A 16,083-nucleotide genomic window follows, 5' to 3' on the forward strand; every position below is an offset into this window, starting at 1 on the left:
TTGTCATGGGTCCTGGGGCAGGAAAGATAAGCCTTCGTTCGCGTCTGTACAGCCTTGTAGGCAAAAGCGGAATGCTCGGACATCATCCAGCCCGATATACTGCGCTCCACGTGAAGCAAGGAGATGTTCGTGAGCGCCCTCGATATCCGGTGGATCCGCGACGATGCCAGCCTGGCGCAGCAATGCCGGGACTGGAAACAAAGGCCGTACCTGGCACTCGATACCGAGTTCATGCGCGTCGATACCTTTTACCCCGAAGCCGGCCTGGTGCAGGTCGGCGACGGCGAGCGGGCGTGGCTGATCGACCCGCTGCTGATCCGCGACTGGTCGCCCTTCGCCGAGGTGCTGGAGGCGTCCTCGGTGGTCAAGGTGTTCCATGCCTGCGGCGAGGACCTGGAAGTCTTCCAGCGCCTGACCGGCAGTCTGCCGCAGCCGCTGTTCGACACCCAACTGGCCGCCGCCTACCTGGGCATGGCGCATTCCATGGGCTATTCCAAGCTGGTGCTGGAGATCCTCGGCCTGGACCTGCCCAAGGACGAGACGCGCTCGGACTGGCTGCAGCGCCCGCTGACCGACATGCAGGTGCGCTACGCCGCCGAGGACGTGCAGCACCTGGCCGAGGTCTACGTGAAGCTGGCGCCGCGCCTGCCCGAGCACAAGCTGGCCTGGCTGCTGGCCGACGGCGCCGACCTGGTCGCCAACCAGACCCGCGTCAGCGACCCGCGCCAGGCCTGGCGCGACGTCAAGCTGGCCTGGAAGCTGGCCCCGCAGCAACTCGCCGTGCTGCGTGAACTCTGCGCCTGGCGCGAGGAACAGGCGCGCCTGCGCAACCAGCCGCGCAACCGCATCCTGCGCGAGCAGACGCTGTGGCCGCTGGCGCGCCTGCAGCCGAAGGACAAGCTGGCGCTGTCGCGCATCGACGAGATGCACCCGCGCACCGTGCGCCAGGACGGCGACACCCTGCTGGCGCTGCTCGCCCATGCCGCCGCGCTGCCCGCCGAGCAATGGCCCGAGCCGCTGCCCGAGCCGCTGCCGCGCGAGGTGGCGCCGCTGCTCAAGCAACTGCGCGAGGTCGGCCAGCGCGAGGCCGAGCGCCAGGGCATGGCCCCGGAGCTGATGCTGCGCAAGAAGATTCTCGAGGCGCTGCTCAAGACCGGCTACCCCGATGGCCCCTACCGCCTGCCCGATTCCCTGCAGGGCTGGCGCCGTGAACTGATGGGCCAGGCCCTGCTGGACTGCCTGGCCACCCCGGAGAAACCATGAAACGCATCTGCTCCATCTACAAGAGCCCGCGCAAGAACGAGATGTACCTGTACGTCGACAAGCGCGAGGTCCTGAGCCGTGTGCCCGAGGCGCTGCTGGCGGCGTTCGGCGCGCCGCAGCACGCCTTCGACCTGGTGCTCAGCCCCGAGCGCAAGCTGGCCCGCGAAGATATCCACAAGGTACTGGAGAACATCGAGAAGCAGGGCTTCCACCTGCAGATGCCTCCAGTGGAGGAGGAATACATCGAGCACCTGCCCGAAGAGTTGCTGCGCATGAACGACCCACTTTGAGAACCTGTCTACGCTCTGCTGCGCGTCGGCATAACTGCGTTGAAAACAGGCGAGTGATGCTCATTTAGCGGCCTAAACTGCGCTCCCTCGCCTGTTTTCGCCTTGTTCTGCTCTAGCTCGCGAGACCGTAGACAGGCTCTCAGGCGTCGAAAAGTCGTCGCCATCGCGAATTGGTACGAAATTGCTGTGCAAGTTGTAGGCTCAAGAGCATTATTGCGTCAGAAATTGCCTGAGCAGGCGGAACGCCTGGGCTTCCTGCCGGTCTACAGGCCCTTCGTTCAACTCGCACAAAATCGCCGCTGCATGCAGGGACGATAACGACAATGCCAATCAACGTGCCTACGCCTTGCCACCCCGGTGCGATCTAGACCATGCGCCTGCTCATCCTCGATCGCGAACACACCCTCTACGCTGCGCTGACCATGGCTGCCGAGCCCGGTCTCAGCGTGGTATCCGGCGACAAACCCGACAACCTCGTCGAGGCCGCCGCCGAATGCCCGGTATGGCTGGGCGAGCCCGACCTGGTGGCGCAGCTGCTGCGCAAGGGCGTGCACCCCGTCTGGGTGCAGTCCACCTGGGCCGGCATCACCCCGCTGCTGGCCGACGACCTGCCCAAGGACTATGCCCTGACCCGCGCGGTGGGCATCTTCGGCCAGGTGATGAGCGAATACCTGCTGACCTACATGCTGGCCCACGAACGCCAGTTCCTCGGCCGCCTGGCCAGCCAGGTCGGCAGCCAGTGGGACGACCGCGCCCCCGGCAGCCTGCGTGGCCGCCACGTGCTGCTGGTGGGCACCGGCGAAATCGGCCTGGCCGTGGCGCACATGCTGGCGGCCTTCGGCGTCGAGCTGACCGGCGTGGCGCGCACGCCGCGGCCGCTGCAGCCGTTCCAGCGGGTGGGCGCGCTGGACGAGTTGCCGCGTCTGGTGGAAACCGCCGACTACGTGGTCAACCTGCTGCCCGACACCCCGGACACCCAGGACATCTTCGACCTGGCGCTGTTCCAGCGGATGAAGCCCTCGACGCTGTTCATCAACGCCGGGCGCGGTGTCGCGGTGGTCGATGCCGACCTGATCAGCGCCCTGGAAAACAATCGCCTGGCAGGCGCCGTCATCGATGTCTGCCGCCAGGAGCCGCTGCCGCCGCAGCACCCGTTCTGGAACGCGCCGCGCCTGCTGCTCACCGGCCACACCGCCGCGCCGACGTTGCCGGGGCCGATGGTGGAGCTGTTCCGCGAGAACCTGTCGCGCTTCTGGGCCGGGCAGCCCATGCGCGGCGAGGTGGACTTCACCCGCGGCTATTGAAAGCGGGCGCCCCGCGCGGGGCGCCCTGTCCCTCACAGGCTGAAATCGCCCTCGGCGGCCAGTTGCTCCAGCGGCCGGCGCGGGCTGGGGATTTCGCGCGCCTGCAGGCTTTCCGAGAGGATCGACTTGTCGCCGAGCCTGCCGATGGCGATGGCGGCGTGGATCTCGTGGTCGTCCGGCACCTTCAGTTCGACGCGGGTGGCCTCGCGGTCGAAGCCGGCCATGCCGTGGCTGTGCCAGCCGGCCAGGCTCGCCTGCAGGGCCAGGAAGCCCCAGGCCGCGCCGGTGTCGAAGGTGTGCCAGAGCGCCGGTTTCTCTTCGCTGGAGCCGGGCGGGGCGAAGGTGGTCTTGGACAGCACTATCACCAGCGCCGCGGCGTTCTGCGCCCAGCCGCGGTTGAACTCGCCCAGCAGGTCCAGGTAGCGCTGCCAGTTCGGCGTGTCGCGGCGCGCGTAGAGGAAGCGCCAGGGCTGCGAGTTGAACGAGGAGGGCGCCCAGCGCGCGGCTTCGAGGAAGCCCAGCAGGGTTTCCTCGGGGATGCTCTCGCCACTGAAGGCGCGGGGCGACCAGCGATTGATGAACTGCGTGTCGATGGGATAGTCGGCAACGCGGGGATTGGCGCTCATGGCGGCTCCTGCTGGCAAAGGGGGATGGTGCCGTGGACGGCTGGGCATCGCGGATCGTGGGTGAGGCGGCGGCCCGCTCGGGCCTGATGGTGGGGGAAAGCTACCCAGCCGCGCGGCCCCTGGCAAGCGCTCCGGCGGTCACCTGCGCTTGGCCGGCGCGGCGCCTGGGCATAGACTTGGCGCCCCCGTGAAAAGCCCTACCTAGAAAAACGATGGCCGCCAAAGTCGAACCCTTCTGGAAACGCAAGACCCTCGAACAGCTCGACCAGCAGGAGTGGGAGTCGCTGTGCGACGGCTGCGGCCTGTGCTGCCTGCAGAAGCTCGAGGACGAGGACGACGGCACCGTCTACTACACGCGCATCGCCTGCAAGCTGCTGGACCTGAAGACCTGCCGCTGCACCGACTACGCCAACCGCCGCGCCAGCGTGCCCGACTGCATCCAGCTCACCCCGGCCCAGGCCGACGAGTTCCGCTGGCTGCCGCCGACCTGCGGCTACCGCCTGGTGGCCGAGGGCAAGGACCTGCCGCTGTGGCACCACCTGGTCTGCGGTGATCCCGATGCGGTGCATCAGGAGCGGATTTCGCAGTCGGGGCGGATGCTCAGCGAGACTGTGGTGGCTGAGGATGACTGGGAAGAGCATCTGATCTTCCGGGCGGGGTGAGGTTGCTGGGCGGGAATTGGTTTTCGTGGGAGAGAGCTTGCTCGCGAATGGCATTTCCCGGCTGCATTGGTGTTTCGGGGTTACTCCGCTCCCTCTCCCCAACCCTCGGCTGCGCGCCCCGCCCTGAAGGGAGAGGGGGCTGTCCTGAGCGGTGTGTCGGTCAGGCGTCATCCTCCCAACCCCGTCATTCCCCGCGAACGCGGGACGCGGCTCCATCGCGAACAAGGTCCGCTTACGGTTCCAGGGAAGCACGGGTGTAGGAGCGGACCTTGTCCGCGATGGGGTTTACCGGCCACGCCGGACGCCCCGGTGGCACGAACAGCCCCCTCTCCCGCTTGCGGGAGAGGGCTGGGGTGAGGGTGCTCTTGAATATAGAAACCACGCGAACAGCAACACACCGAACCGGCTCTTCTCCCACCCCGGCTCAGCGCCAGACAGGCTCTATGCCACCTGGCATCAGGCCGCCTCCAGCAGGCCCAGCACCTTGAGCACGAAGGCGTATTCCAGGGCCACGTCCTTCAGCCCCTGGTAGCGCCCGCTCATGCCGCCGTGGCCGGCGCCCAGGTCGGTCTTGAGCAGCAGCAGGTTGTCGTCGGTCTTGCTGGCGCGCAGCTTGGCCACCCACTTGGCCGCTTCCCAGTACTGCACGCGGCTGTCGTTGTAGCCGGCCACCACCAGCAGCGCCGGGTAGTCCTGGGCGCAGACGTTCTCGTAGGGCGCGTAGGCGCGGATGCGCTCGTAGACCTCGTGCTCCTGCGGGTTGCCCCACTCGTCGTACTCGGTGACGGTCAGCGGCAGGTCCGGGTCGAGCATGGTGTTGAGCACGTCGACGAAGGGCACCTCGGCGATGCACGCGGCGAACTGCTGCGGGCGCTGGTTGAGCACCGCGCCCATCAGCAGGCCGCCGGCGCTGCCGCCGCTGATCACGGTCCGCTGCGGCGTGCTGTAGCCCTCGGCGCAAAGGTGCTCGGCGCAGGCGATGAAGTCGCTGAAGCTGTTCTGCTTGTTGGCCAGCTTGCCGGCGCGGTACCAGGCCTCGCCCAGCTCGCCGCCGCCGCGCACGTGGGCGATGGCGAAGACGAAGCCGCGCTCCAGCAGGCTCAGGCGGGCGTGGGAGAACCAGGGATCAAGGCTCGCCCCGTAGGCGCCGTAGCCGTACAGGTACAGCGGCGCCGGGCGGCCGGCGGCGATGCCCTGCAGCACCTCGCGGCGCGCCACCAGGCTGATCGGCACCTGCACGCCGTCGACGCTGCTGGCCCAGAGCCGGCGGCTTTCGTAGGCGTCGGCGTCGAAGGGGCCTTCCACCGGGGTTTCCTTGAGCACCTTTTGGGCGCCGTCGAGCAGGCCCAGCTGGCGGATCTGCGCCGGGCGGTTGAGCGCCTCGTAGCGCAGGCGGATGACCGGGCTGTGGAATTCCAGGCTGTCCTGCACGTACAGGTTGTAGGCCGCGTCCGGCAGCTCCACGCGGCGCGGCGCCTGGCCGGCGGCGTGGACCTCGACGATCGGCAGGCCGCCCTCGCGCAGGCTGAGGGTGAAGGCGTCCTGGTTGAGGGTGAGGTCTTCGAGCATCACGCTGTCGCGGTGGGCGATCAGCTCGCGCCAGTGCTCGCGGCCGGGCGCCGCTTCGCTGGCGCTGTAGAGGGCGAAGTTGATGCCGCCCTGGTTGCTGCGGATGAACCAGGTCCACTCGCCGTCCAGCAGGCCGTGGTCGACGTGGTACTCGTGCTCTTCTTGGCGCGGGGCGACGCAGCGGAATTCGCCGCGCGGCTGTTCGGCATCCAGCACCCAGGCCTCGCTGGTGGTCTTGCTGCCCAGCAGCAGCACCAGCTGGCGCTCGGAGCTGGCGCGGTAGCAGTGCAGGAAGAAGCGCCCGTCGCGCTCCTCGAACACCTGCTCGGCGCCGGGTTCGTCCAGGGTGTGGCGGTACAGCTTGTGCGGGCGGTGGGTGTCGTCCAGCTCGCCGAAGAACAGGGTGCGGCTGTCGTTGGCCCAGGTCATGCTGCCGTCGCAGTCGTCGAAGGGCAGTTCCTCCACGGCGCCGCTGGCCAGGTCCTTGACGTACAGGCGGTAGATCTCGTCGCCGCTGGTGTCCAGGCTGTAGGCCAGGCGCGAGTGGTCGGGGCTGATGCTGAAGGCGCCGAGGGAGAGGAAGCCGCCGGCGGCCAGCTCGTTGGGGTCCAGCAGCAGTTGCTCGGCGCTTTCGTCCACGCTCAGCGAGTCGTCGGCCGGGCGCGGGCAGCGGTAGTGGCGCGGGTATTCGTCGCCGGCGGTGGTGCGCTGGTAGTACAGCCACGGGCCCCAGGGCGAAGGCAGCGACAGGTCGGTCTCGCGGATGCGGCCCTTGATCTCCTGGAACAGCTGCTCGCGCAGTTCGGCCTGGCCGGCCAGTTCGCTTTCGAGGTAGGCGTTCTCCGCTTTGAGGTAGTCGAGCACTTCGGCGCTGTCGCGCTGCTGCAGCCAGGCGTAGGGATCGGCGGCGGCTTCGCGGCGGGCGACGGGGGGCTGGCGGTCGGTCATGGCGGCTCCTTGGCGGGGCAGGGGTGACACCCGGCTGCGCACCCGTGGGGAAAAGCGGCTATCATAAGCCCCCTTCCGCCGCCATCGCACGCACGCGCATGAACGAACACGATTATCAACTCGCCTGGGGCGTCTACCTGTTCGCCGCTTTCGGACTCCTGGTCGTCTGGTTCCTGATGACCGGCTGGATGTGGCGCTGGCTGCGCGAACCGCTGCGGGTGATCGTGCCCGTGCTGTTGTTCACCCCGACGCCGGTTGACCCGGCCAACAACGAATACGCCCCGGCCATCGCCATCACCGCCCTGGACGTGCTGTTCAAGGTGGGCAACAACGCCTGGCGCGCCGTGTCCGACCTGGCCCTGGTGCTGCTGGCGGCCTTCGTCGTGTACCTGATCTTCGTCGCCGTGCGCTGGCCCATCGAGCGTGCCGCGCGCAACCGCCGCCAGCGCGCCGAGGCGGAGAACGAGCCGACCATGCGCCAGCTCATGCAGCCGCAGCTGATGCCCGACGTGGACGACAGCCGCGCCGACGAGCGCAACGGCAACCGCGGCATGCGCATCGAGCCGCGCCTCTGAGCGAGCCCGGCGCCGCCCTTGCGCGGCGCCCATCCGGCGTTCAGCATGGCGGCATAGCCGTAGCGGAACGAGCCCGATGCTGCCCCAGACCTTCGCGCCAGGCCGGCGCCTGATTTCCCTTTCCACCTTCCAGTCCGTGCCGGGCGACCGCCTGCCACAGGAGCGCTGACCATGTGCGAACTGCTCGGCATGAGCGCCAACGTCCCCACCGACATCGTCTTCAGCTTCACCGGCCTGATGCAGCGCGGCGGCGGCACCGGCCCGCACCGCGACGGCTGGGGCATCGCCTTCTACGAGGGGCGCGGCGTGCGTCTGTTCCAGGACCCGAGCGCCAGCGTCGAGTCGGAGGTGGCGCGCCTGGTGCAGCGCTACCCGATCAAGAGCGAGACGGTGATCGGCCACATCCGCCAGGCCAACGTCGGCAAGGTCTGCCTGTCCAACACCCACCCCTTCGTGCGCGAGCTGGGCGGGCGCTACTGGACCTTCGCGCACAACGGCCAGCTGGCCGACTTCGCGCCGCCGCCGGGGCTGTACCGGCCGGTGGGCGACACCGATAGCGAGGCGGCCTTCTGCGACCTGCTCAACCGCGTGCGCCGGGCCTTCCCCGAGCCGGTGCCGGTGGAGGTGCTGCTGCCGACGCTGGTCTGCGCCTGCGCCGAGTACCGGCAGAAGGGCGTGTTCAACTGCCTGCTGAGCGACGGTGATTGGCTGTTCACCTTCTGTTCCAGCAAGCTGGCGTACATTACCCGTCGCGCGCCCTTCGGCCCGGCGCGGCTGAAGGATGCCGACCTGACCGTGGACTTCCAGTCCGAGACCACGCCCAACGACGTGGTCACGGTGATCGCCACCGAACCGCTGACCGACAACGAGCACTGGTCGGTGCAGCAGAGCGGCGAGTGGATGCTCTGGTGGCGCGGCGAGATTCTCGACCAGGGCCGCGTCTGAGAGGGGGACTCCCATGTTGCGCAGCTACATCCGCCTGGTGCTTTTCGCCCTCGGCCTGCTGGTCGGGGTGCAGGTGCCGGGTTTCATCAAGGACTATTCGATCCGCGTCGATGCCCACCGCCAGGAGGCCCTGCAGGCCCTGGAGGGCTATCGCAACACCGCCGGGCAGTACTTCCAGGGCGACCTCGACGCCCTGGTGGCGCACTACCGCGGCAGCCCGGACCCGGTGTTCCAGCGCGACGGCGACAACGTCGAGCGCCTGCTGCGCCGGGCCAAGCTGTTCGACAGGGAATGGCAGGCCCTGCAGGGCCCCTGGTACGCCCGCGCCTGGCACCTGCTGAGCGCGCCGAACCGCGAGCTGCTGCAGGAGACCCTCGACGGCTACAGCTACCAGGTGGTGCTGGCGCCGGAGGCGATCGGTTGGGCCCTGGGCGGCGGTTTGCTGCTGGCCTGGATCGTCGAGCTGCTGATCGTTTCGGTCGGGGCGCTGGCGGGGCTGGGGGACAACCGCAACGTCGCGCGGCGGCATTGGAGCTGATGAGGGCCGGTTGGACGCCGTGCGGGACGGGGAGGGCGGTCAGGCGGCGGATAACCGCGAACGGTTATTCGCCCTACGTCCATGATGGTCCTCGCGTAGGGCGGATAACGCCACGGCGTTATCCGCCATTTTCCTAACCGCGGGCGTTGATGGCCCGCTGGTTGGAGGCGTAGATGTTGTCGCGCTCCAGGGCCTTGCCGCTTGCCACCGCCGCCAGCCAGTCGGCGGTGCTGGCCACCGCGGCGAACGACGAATGCAGCACCACGCTGAACACCCGGTGGATTTCCTCGGCAGTGGCCGCGCCCGCGCTATTGGCGTAGGGCAGCGAGCCGCTGGCGTCGTCGAGGAATTCCACCTGCCAGCCTTCGTGGGCGGCCTGGCGGGCGGTGGAGTCGTCGCAGTTGTGCGTCATGTAGCCAACGATCGTCAGGGTGTCGACGCCGCGTTCGCGCAGCCAGTCGCCCAGCCCGGTGTCGCTGAGGGCGCTGGCCTTGCTCTTGTCCAGCAGCAGGTCGCGGGGGCGCTCGGCCACCTGCGGGTGCAGTTCCACGCCGTGGCTGCCGGGGGCGAAGATGGGCGCGCCGGCCGGGGCCTGGTGGCGCACCACCACCACCGGGATGCCGGCGGCGTGGGCGGCGTCCATGGCGCGCAGGATGTTCGGCAGCGAGTCGCCGACCGGCGGGTATTCGATGCGCAGGTTGCCGCTGAAGTATTCGTTCTGCACGTCGATGACGATCAGGGCGCGTTTCGGGGCGTTGCTCATGCTGGGTGTCTCCGCTGGAGTGGGGATGGGGCCATTCTGCGCAGGGGCCGGCGGTCGGCGTGAGTGGCCCGCAAGACAGCTTTCGCTAGAATCGGGCCAAAGCCTTGCCCGGATGATGCCCATGGAAACCCATCGCGTGGCCGTGGTGGCCTTCGACCAGATCAGCCCCTTCCACCTCTCGGTGCCCTGCCTGGTGTTCGGCGAGGGCGACCCGGGCGGGACGCGCACGCGCTTCGAACTGCAGGTCTGCGCCGCCGAGCCGGGGCCGCTGAACACCACGGCCGGCTTCGCCATCGATACGCGCCACGGCCTGGAGGCGCTGGAAACCGCCGATACCCTGATAGTGCCGAGCTGGCGCGAGCCGGCGGAACGCCCGCCGCAGGCCCTGCTCGACGCCCTGGTGGCTGCGCATGCGCGCGGCGCGCAACTGGTGGGCCTGTGCCTGGGCGCCTTCGTCCTGGCCGAGGCCGGCCTGCTCGACGGGCGCCGCGCCACCACCCACTGGCTGTGGGCGGACTATTTCACCCAGCGTTATCCCCAGGTGCGGGTGGAGCCGGACGTGCTCTACGTCGACGATGGCCCGATCCTCACCTCCGCCGGCACCGTGGCCGGCATCGACTGCTGCCTGCACCTGCTGCGCCAGCGCTGCGGCGCCGGCCTGAGCAACCAGCAGGCCCGCCGCCTGGTGGTGGCGCCGCACCGCCAGGGCGGCCAGGCCCAGTTCATCGAACAGCCGCTGCCGGCCACGGCGCGGGACAACCGCCTTTCCGGCCTGCTCGACTGGGTACGCGAACGCTTAGACCAGCCCCACGACCTGGACAGCCTGGCCGAACGCGCGCTGATGAGCCGGCGCAGCTTCAGCCGGCACTTCCGCCAGCTCACCGGCAGCACCCTGGGCGACTGGCTGCGCGGCGAACGCCTGGCCCTGGCGCAGCGGCTGCTGGAGTCCACCGAACAGCCTATTCCGGAGGTGGCGGCGCTGGCGGGGTTCGGCTCGGTGGCTTCGTTGCGGCAGCATTTCAGCGCGGCGCTGGGGGTGTCGCCGAGTGCCTATCGGCAGGCGTTTCGGGGGTGAGCGGGGGCCCCGGCGCGGCCGGGAAATCTACGGTTACAGGGAAGCACGGGTTTTCGTAGGATGGCGTTGAGCGAAGCGATACCCATCACCACGGCAGCATGGGTATCGCAAGCTCAACCCATCCTACGAAGAGCACCTCGGCGCAAGCGGACTCTGTCCGCGATTCGGCGGCGTTATGTGCCCTACGGATTTCCAGGGAAGGCTCTTACTCCGCCAAAGCCTTCTCCGGCAACTCATTACGCCGATAGGGGAACACGTCTATCACCTTGCCCGCCCGTATCTGCGTCTGCAGCCCCTTCCAGTAATCCGCGTCGTAGAGATCGCCATGCAGCTTGGCGAACAACCGACGCAGCTTCAGGTCGACGAACAGGAAGCGCGGAAACTCCTCGGGAAACACATCCATCGGCCCCACCGAATACCAGGGCTCGGAAGACATCTCGTCCTCCTCGTAGCGCGGCGGCGGGATGTGGCGGAAGTTCACCTCGGTGAGGTAGCTGATCTCGTCGTAGTCGTAGAACACCACGCGGCCGTGGCGGGTGACGCCGAAGTTCTTCAGCAGCATGTCGCCGGGGAAGATGTTCGCCGCCGCCAACTGCTTGATGGCCAGGCCGTAGTCGTACAGCGCCTCGTGCACCTGGGCCTCGGTGGCGTGCTCCAGGTAGAGGTTCAGCGGGGTCATGCGGCGCTCGGTCCAGCAGTGGCGGATCAGCACCACGTCGCCTTCCATCACCACCGTGGAAGGCGCCACCTGCAGCAGTTCGGCCAGGCACTCGGGCTCGAACTTGGCCACCGGGAAGCGGAAGTCGGCGAACTGCTGGGTGTCGGCCAGGCGGCCGACACGGTCGTGGTTCTTCACCAGTTGGTACTTCTGCACCACGGTGGCATGGTCCACGGTCTTGGCCGGGTTGAAGTTGTCCTTGATGATCTTGAACACGGTGTTGAAGCCGGGCAGGGTAAACACGCTCATCACCATGCCGCGCACGCCGGGGGCCATGATGAAGCGGTCGTCGGTGCTCGCCAGGTGGTTGATCAGCGCGCGGTAGAACTCGCTCTTGCCCTGCTTGTAGAAGCCGATGGAGGTGTACAGCTCGGCGATGTGCTTGCCCGGCAGCAGGCGCTTGAGGAAGGCCACCAGCTCCGCCGGCACCGGCACGTCGACCATGAAGTAGGAGCGGGTGAAGGAGAAGATGATCGACACCTCCGCCTCGTCGGTGATCACGGTGTCGAAGCGGATGCCGCGGCCCTCGCGGTGGATCAGCGGGAACACCAGCGGCCACTGCTCGTCGGGGGTGAACAGGCGGCCCACCAGGTAGGCGCCCTTGTTGCGGTAGAACACCGAGCCGATCAGCTCCAGGGCCAGCTCCGGGTCCTTGCACACCCAGTCGGGCAGGTTGCTGTGCAGCAGGGCGTCCAGGCGCGCCAGGTCGCCTTCGGCATCCTCGTAGGGCACCTGGAAGCGGTAGTCGGCGAAGATCTGCTGCAGCGCCTGGCGCAGGTTGCCCCGGGGCCGGTAGAGGCGCGTGTGCGGGTCGCGCGCGTGGGGCCGCAGCGACGGCCGCGTGGTGTGCACGAACATGGTGCCGTCGCTGATGTTGTCGTGGCTGAACAGGCCGCAGAAGATCGAGTTGAACCAGGTTTCCGCCAACTCGTCGTCGTTGCGCGGGTCGATCAGGGCGATGTAGGCGCTCTTGATCAGTGGCCAGCGCTCCACGTCCAGCAGCTCCGCCGGGCTGAAGCGGCTGCCGACCCGCGCCACGGTCTCGGCGACCTTTTCCTCGTAGAGGTCGATGCGCTCGGCCGAGGTCCGCTGGATCTCCTGCCACTGCGCCTGCTCGAAGCGCGCCTGGGCGCCGTCGGTGATCTGCTTGAAGCGCTCGCGGTAGACGTCGAAGCCGTCGAGGATGGTCTGCGCGATCTGGGCATGGCTCATGGGGCGCATCTCGTTCATGGGATGTGCAGCGAGCTTAGCCAGACTCGGGGGGCGGCGAAAGCGACACGGCCGACCGGCCGGTCAGGAAGCGGGGGCGTCGCCGCCCCCGTTCGTTCAGTACCTCGCGCGGAGGCTTACTTGCCGGTCTTGACGTTGGTCCAGATGCGCGTGCGCAGGCGGTCGATCTTCATCGGCATGGATTGCAGGGCGAACAGCTTGGCCATCTTGTCCTGCGGCGGGTAGATCGCCGGGTCGGCCTTGATCGCCGCGTCCACCAGCGGCTCGGAGGCCAGGTTGCCGTTGGCGTAGTGCACGTAGTTGCTGATGCCGGCCATCACCTCCGGGCGCAGCAGGTAGTTCATGAAGGCGTAGGCGGCCTTCTCGTCGGGCGCGTCGGCCGGCATGGCGATCATGTCGAACCACAGCGGCGAGCCTTCCCTGGGCGTGGAGTAGTGGATCTCGATGCCGTTCCTGGCTTCCTTGGCGCGGGTGGCGGCCTGCAGGATGTCGCCGGAGAAGCCGACGGCCACGCAGATGTTGCCGTTGGCCAGGTCGCTGACGTACTTCGAGGAGTGGAAGTAGGCGATGTAGGGGCGAACCTTCATCAGCGCTTCCTCGGCCTTCTTGTAGTCCTCGGGGTTCTGGCTGTGGTGCGGCAGGCCCAGGTAGTTCAGGGCGATGGGCAGCAGCTCGGGGCCGTTGTCCAGCACGGCGACGCCGCACTTGGCCAGCTTCTGCATGTATTCGGGCTTGAAGAACAGGTCCCAGGAGTCCAGCGGTGCGTCTGCGCCCAGCACTTCCTTGACCTTGGCCGGGTTGTAGCCGATGCCGGTGGTGCCCCACAGGTAGGGGAAGCCGTACTGGTTGCCCGGGTCGTTGACCTCCAGGGCCTTCATCAGCACCGGGTTGAGGTTCTTCCAGTTGGGCAGTTGGCTCTTGTCCAGCTTCTTCAGGGCGCCGGCCTGGATCTGCTTGGCCATGAAGTGGTTGGAGGGCACCACGATGTCGTAGCCGGACTTGCCGGTCATCAGCTTGCCGTCCAGCGTCTCGTTGCTGTCGTAGACGTCGTAGGTGGTCTGGATGCCGGTTTCCTTGCCGAAGGTGGCGACGGTGTCGGGGGCGATGTAGTCGGACCAGTTGTAGATCTTCAGGGACTCGGCCTGGGCGCCGGCGGCGACGCCCAGGGTGAGGGAAAGCGCTAGGGCACTGGACAGCGGTGCGGTCGTTTTCATTGTTGTTTCCTGACGGCAAACGGTAGTGGCGCGGCCGGGGTGGGGCCGCGGCTGCTCAAGGAATAACCGGATTGCCGGAGGATTTGGAGGGGGCGCGGTTGCCCGCGGGTCCGCAGACAGTGGCAAAGGGCCGCCGCGCGGGGCGCCGCCCCGCAGTGGGGCGGCGCGGGGGCTTACTGCACCATTTCCTGCTCGTCGAACACGCCTTCGAAGAGCATGCTCGACAGGTAGCGCTCGGCCGAGTCGGGGAGGATGACCACGATGGTCTTGCCCTGCATGGCCGGCTCCTCGGCCAGGCGCACGGCGGCGGCCATGGCGGCGCCGCAGGAGATGCCGCAGAGGATGCCTTCCTCGTGCATCAGGCGCTGGGCCATGCTGCGGGCCTCGTCGTCGCCGACCAGCTCGACGCGGTCGACCATGGCCAGGTCGAGGTTCTTCGGCACGAAGCCGGCGCCGATGCCCTGGATCTTGTGCGGCGAGGGCTTGACCTCTTCGCCGGCGAGGGTCTGGCTGATCACCGGTGAGCTGGTCGGCTCCACGGCCACCGAGAGGATCGGCTTGCCCTTGGTGTTCTTGATGAAGCGCGACACGCCGGTGAGGGTGCCGCCGGTGCCGACGCCGGCCACCAGCACGTCCACCGCGCCGTCGGTGTCGTTCCAGATTTCCGGGCCGGTGGTCTTCTCGTGGATCGCCGGGTTGGCCGGGTTGTCGAACTGCGCCGGCATGAAGTACTGGGCCGGATCGCTGGCCACCAGCTCCTCGGCCTTGGCGATGGCGCCCTTCATGCCCTTGGCCGGTTCGGTGAGGACCAGCTCGGCGCCGAGGGCCTTGAGCACCTTGCGCCGTTCCAGGCTCATCGACGAAGGCATGGTCAGCACCAGCTTGTAGCCGCGCGCGGCGGCGACGAAGGCCAGGCCGATGCCGGTGTTGCCGGAGGTCGGCTCGACGATGGTCATGCCCGGCTTCAGGCGGCCGCTGGACTCGGCATCCCAGATCATGTTGGCGCCGATGCGGCACTTCACCGAGTAGCCGGGGTTGCGGCCCTCGATCTTGGCCAGGATGGTGACGCCGCGCGGGGCCAGGCGGTTGATCTGGACCAGCGGCGTGTTGCCGATGGACTGCGCGTTGTCTGCGAAGATGCGGCTCATGATGGGTGTCCTTGTGGATCGATGCTGACCCACCAGCCTATTCCCCGGCGCCCTGGCCGTAAAGCCGCGAAACCGTCGGAAAGGTCGGCTCCAGGCCGGCGGCCCCGGTGAGAGGGTGGTACGCGCAGGTAGCCTTCGACGAATGGATGAATGGCCGTGCATTCAGTGACTGAATGCCATGCCTGCGTTCACAGTCGACAGAGCTGCGCGGTATAGTCGCAGTCTGTCTCCCAGTTCCTGCAGCCCGGGCAGCGGCCCGGCCGATACCGTTCGAGGATTCCCCGATGAAGTTCGAAGGCACCCAGTCCTACGTCGCCACCGACGACCTCAAGCTGGCGGTCAACGCCTCCATCACCCTGCAGCGCCCGCTGCTGGTGAAGGGCGAGCCGGGCACCGGCAAGACCATGCTCGCCGAGCAGCTGGCCGAAGCCTTCGGTGCCAAGCTGATCACCTGGCACATCAAGTCCACCACCAAGGCCCACCAGGGCCTCTACGAGTACGACGCGGTGAGCCGCCTGCGCGACTCGCAGCTGGGCGTGGACAAGGTCCACGACGTGCGCAACTACATCAAGAAGGGCAAGCTCTGGGAGGCCTTCGAGGCCGACGAGCGCGTCATCCTGCTGATCGACGAGATCGACAAGGCCGACATCGAGTTCCCCAACGACCTGCTGCAGGAGCTCGACAAGATGGAGTTCTACGTCTACGAGACCAACGAGACCATCAAGGCGAAACAGCGGCCGATCATCATCATCACCTCGAACAACGAGAAGGAGCTGCCGGACGCCTTCCTGCGCCGCTGCTTCTTCCACTACATCGCCTTCCCCGACCGCGAGACGCTGCAGAAGATCGTCGACGTGCACTACCCGGGCATCAAGGCCTCGCTGGTCAGCGAGGCGCTGGACATCTTCTTCGACGTGCGCAAGGTGCCGGGCCTGAAGAAGAAGCCCTCCACCAGCGAGCTGGTCGACTGGCTGAAGCTGCTGATGGCCGACGACATCGGCGAGGCGGTGCTGCGCGAGCGCGATCCGACCAAGGCCATCCCGCCGCTGGCCGGCACCCTGGTGAAGAACGAGCAGGACGTGCAGCTGCTCGAGCGCCTGGCGTTCATGAGCCGCCGCGCCAGCCGCTGAAAAATCGCCCCAGGGACGGCTGCGCGTCGGCCATGCTGCGTTGGGGGCAGGTGAGGAATGCTCATTTACAGTCGTAAACTCCGCT

At 67.8% G+C, this 16,083-nt stretch carries 15 protein-coding genes; 9 read left to right on the forward strand and 6 right to left on the reverse strand.

The window, feature by feature from the left end; genetic code table 11:
- The first annotated feature begins 123 nt into the window (after positions 1-123).
- The 3 genes from rnd to IG194_RS23540 all read left to right on the forward strand — a co-directional run bounded on the left by rnd (position 124) and on the right by IG194_RS23540 (position 2,857).
- Complete coding sequence (gene rnd / locus IG194_RS23530) at positions 124-1,263, forward strand: ribonuclease D (protein ID WP_058488893.1); 1,140 nt, start codon at positions 124-126, stop codon at positions 1,261-1,263.
- A complete protein-coding gene (locus tag IG194_RS23535; RefSeq protein WP_058488894.1) occupies positions 1,260-1,553 on the forward strand; it encodes a YcgL domain-containing protein in 294 nt (97 codons plus the stop codon). Before rnd ends, IG194_RS23535 begins: the two co-directional genes overlap by 4 nt.
- A 371-nt stretch (positions 1,554-1,924) precedes the next feature.
- Entirely contained in the window at positions 1,925-2,857 is a 933-nt protein-coding gene (locus IG194_RS23540) for a D-2-hydroxyacid dehydrogenase (RefSeq protein ID WP_058488895.1), read from the forward strand.
- 32 nt (positions 2,858-2,889) lie between these two features.
- Here the strand turns inward: IG194_RS23540 and IG194_RS23545 are convergent, their stop codons facing one another.
- A complete protein-coding gene (locus IG194_RS23545) occupies positions 2,890-3,483 on the reverse strand; it encodes a nitroreductase family protein (RefSeq protein ID WP_058488896.1) in 594 nt (197 codons plus the stop codon).
- Between the two features lie 212 nt (positions 3,484-3,695).
- Between IG194_RS23545 and IG194_RS23550 the strand changes: the two genes are divergently transcribed.
- Positions 3,696-4,145, forward strand: coding sequence for a YcgN family cysteine cluster protein (locus IG194_RS23550; protein ID WP_058072849.1), 450 nt, complete (start codon positions 3,696-3,698; stop codon positions 4,143-4,145).
- 456 nt (positions 4,146-4,601) lie between these two features.
- Here the strand turns inward: IG194_RS23550 and IG194_RS23555 are convergent, their stop codons facing one another.
- Positions 4,602-6,662 (reverse strand): S9 family peptidase, encoded by a 2,061-nt coding sequence (locus IG194_RS23555; RefSeq protein ID WP_058488897.1) that lies wholly within the window; start codon positions 6,660-6,662, stop codon positions 4,602-4,604.
- 98 nt (positions 6,663-6,760) lie between these two features.
- On the opposite strand from IG194_RS23555, the gene IG194_RS23560 reads away from it, so the two are divergent.
- The 3 genes from IG194_RS23560 to IG194_RS23570 all read left to right on the forward strand — a co-directional run bounded on the left by IG194_RS23560 (position 6,761) and on the right by IG194_RS23570 (position 8,720).
- Positions 6,761-7,237 (forward strand): hypothetical protein, encoded by a 477-nt coding sequence (locus IG194_RS23560; protein WP_058488898.1) that lies wholly within the window; start codon positions 6,761-6,763, stop codon positions 7,235-7,237.
- A gap of 171 nt (positions 7,238-7,408) precedes the next feature.
- A complete protein-coding gene (locus IG194_RS23565; RefSeq protein ID WP_009623588.1) occupies positions 7,409-8,182 on the forward strand; it encodes a class II glutamine amidotransferase in 774 nt (257 codons plus the stop codon).
- Between the two features lie 13 nt (positions 8,183-8,195).
- A complete protein-coding gene (locus IG194_RS23570) occupies positions 8,196-8,720 on the forward strand; it encodes a DUF2937 family protein (protein ID WP_058488899.1) in 525 nt (174 codons plus the stop codon).
- A 133-nt stretch (positions 8,721-8,853) separates the two neighbouring features.
- On the opposite strand, the gene IG194_RS23575 is transcribed toward IG194_RS23570, so the two are convergent.
- Positions 8,854-9,483 carry a cysteine hydrolase family protein gene (locus tag IG194_RS23575; protein WP_009623584.1) on the reverse strand — a complete coding sequence of 210 codons (630 nt, stop codon included), beginning with the start codon at positions 9,481-9,483 and terminating at the stop codon, positions 8,854-8,856.
- Between the two features lie 121 nt (positions 9,484-9,604).
- On the opposite strand from IG194_RS23575, the gene IG194_RS23580 reads away from it, so the two are divergent.
- Positions 9,605-10,558: a GlxA family transcriptional regulator gene (locus tag IG194_RS23580; RefSeq protein WP_009623582.1), complete on the forward strand. Its 954-nt coding sequence runs from the start codon at positions 9,605-9,607 to the stop codon at positions 10,556-10,558.
- A 205-nt stretch (positions 10,559-10,763) separates the two neighbouring features.
- Here the strand turns inward: IG194_RS23580 and aceK are convergent, their stop codons facing one another.
- From aceK to cysK, 3 genes are all read right to left on the reverse strand, one after another.
- Positions 10,764-12,488 (reverse strand): bifunctional isocitrate dehydrogenase kinase/phosphatase, encoded by a 1,725-nt coding sequence (aceK, locus tag IG194_RS23585; RefSeq protein ID WP_412535692.1) that lies wholly within the window; start codon positions 12,486-12,488, stop codon positions 10,764-10,766.
- Positions 12,489-12,622: 134 nt separating this feature from the next.
- The gene (locus IG194_RS23590; protein ID WP_058488901.1) at positions 12,623-13,720 is read right to left on the reverse strand and encodes a polyamine ABC transporter substrate-binding protein; all 1,098 of its coding nucleotides are present in this window, start codon (positions 13,718-13,720) and stop codon (positions 12,623-12,625) included.
- A 173-nt stretch (positions 13,721-13,893) separates the two neighbouring features.
- Positions 13,894-14,868 (reverse strand): cysteine synthase A, encoded by a 975-nt coding sequence (cysK, locus tag IG194_RS23595; RefSeq protein ID WP_009623576.1) that lies wholly within the window; start codon positions 14,866-14,868, stop codon positions 13,894-13,896.
- A 284-nt stretch (positions 14,869-15,152) separates the two neighbouring features.
- Here cysK and IG194_RS23600 point away from each other — a divergent pair, with 284 nt between their 5' ends.
- On the forward strand, positions 15,153-15,998 hold the full coding sequence (locus tag IG194_RS23600; protein WP_058488902.1) for an AAA family ATPase: 846 nt from the start codon (positions 15,153-15,155) through the stop codon (positions 15,996-15,998).
- Positions 15,999-16,083 lie beyond the last annotated feature (85 nt).

Source organism: Pseudomonas sp. ADPe (assembly GCF_014843515.1).
Taxonomy (GTDB): domain Bacteria; phylum Pseudomonadota; class Gammaproteobacteria; order Pseudomonadales; family Pseudomonadaceae; genus Pseudomonas; species Pseudomonas citronellolis.